6 protein-coding genes are annotated in these 6,597 nt (G+C 62.6%); 2 read left to right on the top strand and 4 right to left on the bottom strand.

From position 1 onward, the window contains the following. Positions 1-131 precede the first annotated feature (131 nt). The 4 genes from FJ414_RS09915 to FJ414_RS09900 are packed head-to-tail and all read right to left on the bottom strand — an operon-like array spanning position 132 to position 4,365. Positions 132-782, bottom strand: coding sequence for a glutathione S-transferase (locus tag FJ414_RS09915; RefSeq protein ID WP_140643984.1), 651 nt, complete (start codon positions 780-782; stop codon positions 132-134). A gap of 9 nt (positions 783-791) precedes the next feature. Beyond that, positions 792-2,558, bottom strand: a complete 1,767-nt coding sequence (locus FJ414_RS09910; RefSeq protein ID WP_140643982.1) for a Rieske 2Fe-2S domain-containing protein — start codon at positions 2,556-2,558, stop codon at positions 792-794. Positions 2,559-2,582: 24 nt separating this feature from the next. Beyond that, on the bottom strand, positions 2,583-3,473 hold the full coding sequence (locus tag FJ414_RS09905; RefSeq protein WP_246672357.1) for an aromatic ring-hydroxylating dioxygenase subunit alpha: 891 nt from the start codon (positions 3,471-3,473) through the stop codon (positions 2,583-2,585). Between the two features lie 34 nt (positions 3,474-3,507). Continuing rightward, positions 3,508-4,365, bottom strand: coding sequence for an aromatic ring-hydroxylating dioxygenase subunit alpha (locus FJ414_RS09900; protein ID WP_140643976.1), 858 nt, complete (start codon positions 4,363-4,365; stop codon positions 3,508-3,510). Positions 4,366-4,616: 251 nt separating this feature from the next. Between FJ414_RS09900 and FJ414_RS09895 the strand changes: the two genes are divergently transcribed. Continuing rightward, complete coding sequence (locus FJ414_RS09895; RefSeq protein WP_140643972.1) at positions 4,617-5,453, top strand: GntR family transcriptional regulator; 837 nt, start codon at positions 4,617-4,619, stop codon at positions 5,451-5,453. After that, positions 5,450-6,544 carry a BMP family ABC transporter substrate-binding protein gene (locus FJ414_RS09890; protein WP_140643970.1) on the top strand — a complete coding sequence of 365 codons (1,095 nt, stop codon included), beginning with the start codon at positions 5,450-5,452 and terminating at the stop codon, positions 6,542-6,544. Before FJ414_RS09895 ends, FJ414_RS09890 begins: the two co-directional genes overlap by 4 nt. Positions 6,545-6,597 lie beyond the last annotated feature (53 nt).

The raw sequence follows: 6,597 nt of genomic DNA, 5'->3' as shown, positions 1-6,597 counted from the left end.
CGCGGGCCTTCGAGGTCCACCTCCATGATCTCAAGCGGCTTTCCGGCGGCAACGGCAACGGCGGCACGCGTTTTCATTTCTTCCCTCCCAAATTTGCTTGCCGACGCGAACGCCCGGCCTGTTATTGAAACTTACGCCGCGGCCCTGGCTGGCCCGGCCGGGAACACGCCCGACATGACGATAAAACCCTTGATGCGCTTCACGCGATCGCACCAGCGGCGGATCGCCGGATAATCCTGACGCGGAATACCGCCCTCTTCCGACAGCATGATGTAGGGGAAGCAGGCGATGTCGGCGATCGTCGGATGCGCGGCCGAGCATATCCACAGGCGACCCTCCTGCTCGCCGAACCAGAGATGTTCGTCGAGGATACGGAACAGCCGGTGCGCGCCGGCGCGCGCGGCATCGACGTCGAAATCGTAAAACAGCGCATCGTGGAGGCGCGCGGCCGATGCAGTCCCGGTGATGCCGTCGGCAAAGGCCAGCCATTGGCTGATCTCGCCGACCAACGCCGGATTGTCCCTCGGGTACCACGTGCCGGACGGATCGTATTTCGACGCCAGATACACCAGGATCGCCTGAGCATCGCGCAGGATCAGGCCATCATCGTCGATGACCGGCAGTTGTCCGAGCGGGTTGAGCTTCAGGAACCATTCCGACTTGTGCTCGCGCCCGGGGTAGAAGTCGACGGGCACCGTCTTATGGGTCATGCCGAGGAAGCTCATCAAGAGCCGCAATTTGTAGCAATTGCCCGACAGCTCGTAGTCGTAAAGCGTGATCATAATTAGCCCCTAGATGTCGAGCACGAGGCGGGCCGACTTGGCACGCGAGACGCAGGTCATGATCTTCGTTCCGGCTTTGCGCTCGGCGTCGTTCAAATAGACGTCCTGATGGTCGGGCTCGCCTTCGATCACCGTCGCCACGCAGGTGCCGCAGGCGCCCTGCTCGCAAGAGGAGGGCACGTCGATGCCGCTCTCGCGCATGACCTGCAGGATCGTCTTGCCGGCTGGCACCTGCAGCGTGACGCAGGAGCGTGCGAGCGCCACTTCGAAGCTCGAACTGTTGTCGATCTTGTTGGTGTTCTTGAAATACTCGAAATGCACGGCGCTGTCGGGCCAGCCCTGTTCGGCCGCGATTCGGCGCGCCGCCTCTAGCATCGGCCCGGGACCGCAGATGTAGAGGTGCATGCCGTTCCGATAGCCTGTGAGCACGCGGCGAAGCTCGGCGCCGGTCGCATCCGGCGACAGGCCAAGATGCGGCCTCAGTGACTCGCCGAGCAGCTTCAGGCGATCGGCGAAAGCGAGGTGCTCCTCGCCTTGCGCGAAATAGTGCAGCTCATGCGTCAGCTCCTGGTTCTTGAGCGCCTGCGCCATGGCGAGCAGCGGTGTGATGCCGATGCCGCCGGCGACAAAGATCGTCTTGATGGCATCGCGGCGCAGCGGGAAATTGTTGCGCGGCTCGGAGATCGCCAGGATATCGCCTTCACGCACCGTCTCGTGCATGCATTTCGAGCCGCCCTTCGAATCCCGCTCCAGCTTGACGCCGATGGTGAAACTGTCGGTTTCGCCGGGTCCGTTGGTGATCGAATACTGGCGGATCTCGCCATTGGGCATATGGATGTCGATATGCGCGCCCGGTTGGAAGGTCGGCAGGATGCCCTTGATCGGCCGCAGCTCGAAACCGGCAATGCCGTCGGCCGTCTGCCACTTCCTAGCCACCGTGACCCGCAGCGCTGCCTTGCGGCCATGCACGGTCAGTTCCGGCATTTCGGCGAGTTCGGCCGACACCCGCTCATAGACCGGCTCGATCGGCGCCGGCGCCGGTGTATTCGCCACCTCGCGCTCGACCTCGTCGCGCAGTTTTGAAAGCCGTTCATTGTGATGCCGCAGCACGGCGATGCGCGCGGCCCCTTTAGCGTCCCGGTCGAGAACGCCGCGAATGACGGAACGGTTGGAATCGACCGGCTGGACGAAGAAGACGCCAAGCGTCTCGGTGCCGCCGTCGCGCGAACGAAGCGCCACGGCAAAATCCTGGCTGGCCTCGACGGTAGTTTCGGCGCCATCGCCATCGATCGCCCCACTGGGCTGGAAGCGATAGGCCTTCAGCGCTTGCGCGATCTTGCCGGCCGGCGCATTGACCGGAATGCCACGCAACGCGAGCAGCTTGCCCTCGGCGAGGCCCGCGACATCCGGCACCTCGCCCAGCGCCTCTTCCGACGACCAGATCAGCCCGTAGCGTTCGACCGCCGGATAGGTGCGGTTGGTGATGGTGCGGGCCGGCGCATCGGCAGGGTGCGCAGGGATGTAGGTGCAGCCGGCGGTACGGTTGGAATAGCGCCACCCATGATACTGGCACTTCAGCTCGCGACCGTCATTGATGCCGATCGACAGCCTGACGCCGCGATGCAGGCAACGGTTCTCCCAGATGTTGACATAGCCGTCATCGGCCCGCCAGACCGCGAACTCGCGACCGAGCAACTGGCCGTGGAACACATGGCGGAACGGCAGGTCATGGGCAGCGGCGATCGGATGCCACTGGCTTTTGGCTACTTCCAGCATTCGTCGTCTCCAAAAATGTGCTAGTCAGGCCGCCGCGGGTATGACCCCGTAGGTCACTCCCTTCTGGCTGAGCCAGCGCCGGTAGGCGATGGCCGACTTGTCGGCGCGGATCGGGGTTTCGGCGCGCGGATCGAGCGGCAGACGCTTCGGCACCTGGTTTTCCAGGATCGGCTTGTCCTGGCCGAAGATCGTCTGCTGGAAGCGCTTGATCACCTTGTCTTCGCTGTTCTCGTCCAGCACGCAAAGCAGCATGTGGGCGCGTACATGCTCCTGGTCGACTGGCTGCAGGAAGATGGCGATCACATCGCGCCGGCTCTCGTCGACCGAGCTCGATTTATAGAGCACCGAGCAATAGGGATGCGGCACGCGGTAGACATAGTCGACATCGGCGCCGCCGTCCGAGGCGGTCGAGGCCATCGGCTGGAAGAAGCGGCAGCGGGTCGCCAGAATCTCGTCGCGGTCGACCGAAATCTCGACATCGTATTCCTTGACTTCGGTATGCGGTTCGGCGCCGAGGATATCGGTGTGGACATATGGAAAATGGCCCATGTCGAGAAAGTTCTCGATGGCGCGCGGCGCCGAGACGTTGACGCCGAAGGTCGCGGCGTTGAGCCGGCGCCGGTCGGGCTCGGCATATTCGGGAATCGGGAAGAGGTCGGCCGAAGGCTCACCCAGCGAGGTCCAGACATAGCCATAGGCGCTTTTCGCCGGCAGCCTATCGGGCGCCGCTACGTGGTCGGCCCGGCGCAGGTCTGGCCGCGAGCGCCAGACCACCGGCTCACCACTCACGTCGACCGAAAAGCTGAGGCGCTCCTCGAGCAGTACCGTCTGCTGGACGGAGCCGGGGACAGCCTCGGCGATCGCACCAATCGGATGCCAGAGATTGAGCACCACAGGGTCCGTGCATTTCGTCATAATGTCTTTCCTTTGCATGCAGCGGACATCGTGATCAGGCTCGCGCCGGTATGGCGCCGTAAGTGACGGAGCGATCGCGCAGCCACCGCCGGTAGGAGACCGAGACGGCATCGGCGCGGATCGGTGTCTCGGCGCGCGGATCGAGCGGCAGGCGCCTGGGAACCTGGTTCTCGAGGATCGGCTTGTCCTGCGCGAAAATCAATTGCATGAAGCTACGCACGGTCGCCGCCTCCATGCCTTCCTTGAGATAGCAAAGATATGGATGCGCGATGCAGTTCTCTTCGTCCACCGGCTGCACGAAGAGCGTGATGACGTCGAGCCGGTGCTTCTGGATCGGGTTGCTCTTGTAGAGCGCCACCGTATAGGGCCGGATTACCTTGTAGATGTAATCGACGACGAAACCTTCCTTGGCGGTGGGCGAAGCAATGGGCTGATAGAATTTGCACTCGGTCGCCAGAACCTCGTCCTGCGCGGTGATCTCGACATTGTAAGGCGCCACTTCGGTGTGCGGCTCCTCGCCCAGCCATCCGGTGTGAACGAAAGGGAAGTGGCCCATGTCGAGGAAGTTCTCGACGGCGCGCAGGCCGGACACCTTGACCGCGATCGACCCGCCGCTGACGAGGTGACGATCCGCTTCATTGGCCTCGGGAATGTAGACGATCTCGCGCCAGGGCTTGTCGAGGCAAGCCCAGATGAAGCCATAACGTTCGGCTGAGTTGACGACGGCGCCATTATCGGCACGGACGACCTCGGCCTTGTCCACGCGCTTACGGACGACCAGGTCGACGCCGAGCAGCCTTGTCGGAAATGGCATATCCGCGGAGAGCGATTCCTGGTCGGCAACGATATGCCAGTCGTTCAGAAGCTCCCGGTCGACGCAGTGGGTAGCCATCGGCATCCCTTCCAACTCGGCTAGCCCTTCACCATGAACCTAGCCCGGCGTTTCGACATAACGAAAACACAAGATTGGATATCAATCAACGATTTTTTGTCAGCCAAAGCGTATTTTTGTGTTGACAGATTTCAGCGATTGACTTCCGATGTATGGAATTCTGAATTTGAGATATGTCGCATCGCGACGGGGCATGTCTTCACTACGGAAAGCCTGCTGATCATGTCCTCGAACTCGCGGAGAACCGCGCCTTGAGCAGCCGTTCCCAGACGATAGCGGATATCCTGACGCGCGCCATCATCGACCATCGGCTGGTACCCGGCTGCAAGCTCGGCGAGCGCGAGCTTTCCGAAATTTTCGACGTCAGCCGCATCGTCGTGCGCCAGGCCCTGATCCGGCTCGCCGATGACGGGCTGGCGCAGATCGAGCGCAATCGCGGCGCCTTCGTCGCCAAGCCGAGCATGCAGGAAGCGATGGAGATCTACGACGCGCTGACGCTTGTCGAACAGGGCGTCGCCGCCCAGCTCAGCGATCGCCTCGGCCCCGCTGGATGGGCTGAGCTGCGTCAGCATGTCGAACGCCAGCGCCAGGCTGTCACCGCCGGCAACGATGCGTTGGCCGACGTGCTCGGCCAGGAATTCCATTCGGTCTTCGTGCGCCTGAGCCGCAACAAAGTGATGCAGGAAATCCATGCCCAGCTCGTGCGCCGTACGACGCTGCTACGCTCCTTGATCACGGCCGATTTCGACTATTGCAATCTGCTCGACGACCACTCACGCGTCGTCGACCTTCTCGAAAAGGGCCGGCTGAAGCAGGCCATGGACCTGATCGACACCCATCACCGCGCGGTGGTGCGCGGCTACATCATGGATCGCGAAGTCTATGCGGAAATGACGCCGGCCGAGGCGCTAGCGCCCTATCTCGACGGCAGGGTCGACGGCGCGGCTCCGATCGCGCCGCGAGCGCCGACACACCAATCCGGCAATGGCGACGGCACGGCGCACGTGCATGTCCATCTCCCCAAGCAAGATCCGGCACCGAAAAGCCGGGCGTCAACCAAAAAAGCCAACAGAGGGTTACAATCATGAACGAGCTGACCAGACGTGGATTCCTGAAATACAGTGGCGCGCTGGGTGCGGCACTTGGCACCGGAGGACTGAGCACCATCGCCAGGGCCGATGACGTGCTCAAGATCGGCGTCGTCTATGTCTCGCCGATCGCCGAGATCGGCTGGACCAAGCAGCACAGCCTCGGCGTCGAGGCGATCAAGTCCGAATTCGGCGACAAGGCGAAACTCACCGTCATCGACAATATCTTCATGCCGCAGGATGCGGAGCGCGTCTTCCGCGAGCTTGCCAGCGCCGGCAATCAGTTGATCTTCGGCACCAGTTTCTCGCATGGCACGCCGATGCAGAAGGTGGCACCGCGCTTCCCCAAGATCGCTTTCGAGCATTGCTCGGGCATCGTCCATCTCGCCAATCTCGGCACCTTCGAAGCCAAGTATTATGAAGGCACCTTCGTCGCCGGCGCGGCGGGCGGCTACATGTCGAAGTCGGGCAAGATCGGCTTCATCGGCGGTTTCCCGATCCCCGACATCGTCGGCCCGGCCAACGCGCTGTTGCTCGGCGCCCAGAGCGTCAACCCGAACGCCACCTGCAACGCCATCTTCCTCAATTCCTGGTTCGATCCGGGCAAGGAGAAGGAAGCCGCCAAGACACTGCTTTCCCAGGGCTGCGACGTCATCTGCTCGATGACCGACACGGCGACCGGCGTGCAGGTCGCCGGCGAAGGCGGCGCGTGGTCGATCGGCTACGCCAGCGACATGTCGAAATTCGCTTCCGGCAAGCAGCTCACCTCCTTCGTGCTCGACTGGACCAGCGACTATGTCGGCGCCGCCAAGGCTGTAGCGGCGGGCAGCTGGAAACCGGAAGTGCGCTGGGACGGACTGGCAGCGGGCGTGGTCAAGATGGCGCCCTACAATGAAGGCATACCGGCCGACACCAAGACCAAGCTGAAGCAGCTCGAAGCCGATATCGGCAGCGGCAAGGTGCATCCTTATGGCGGCGAGCTGAAGGATCAGGACGGCGCCGTCAAGGTCGCGGCCGGATCGGTGCTCGACGACGACAGCATCCGTGGCATGAACTGGTTCGTCAAGGGAATGATCGGCAAATTGAGCTGATCGCATTCGAAGAAAAGGGGGGCGTCGAACGGCAATTTCCGGCGTCCCCCGTC

This window comes from Mesorhizobium sp. B3-1-6 (genome assembly GCF_006439555.1).
Taxonomy (GTDB): Bacteria; Pseudomonadota; Alphaproteobacteria; order Rhizobiales; family Rhizobiaceae; genus Mesorhizobium.
The sequence above is the reverse complement of the archived record's forward strand: the minus strand, read 5'-3'. Positions and strand labels throughout refer to the sequence as shown.

Bases quoted from the DNA above. Each gene is read 5' to 3' on its own strand.
- FJ414_RS09900 (WP_140643976.1), bottom strand. From the start codon at position 4,365: ATGGCTACCCACTGCGTCGACCGGGAGCTTCTGAACGACTGGCATATC.
- FJ414_RS09910 (WP_140643982.1), bottom strand. From the start codon at position 2,558: ATGCTGGAAGTAGCCAAAAGCCAGTGGCATCCGATCGCCGCTGCCCAT.
- FJ414_RS09890 (WP_140643970.1), top strand. From the start codon at position 5,450: ATGAACGAGCTGACCAGACGTGGATTCCTGAAATACAGTGGCGCGCTG.
- FJ414_RS09915 (WP_140643984.1), bottom strand. From the start codon at position 782: ATGATCACGCTTTACGACTACGAGCTGTCGGGCAATTGCTACAAATTG.
- FJ414_RS09905 (WP_246672357.1), bottom strand. From the start codon at position 3,473: ATGACGAAATGCACGGACCCTGTGGTGCTCAATCTCTGGCATCCGATT.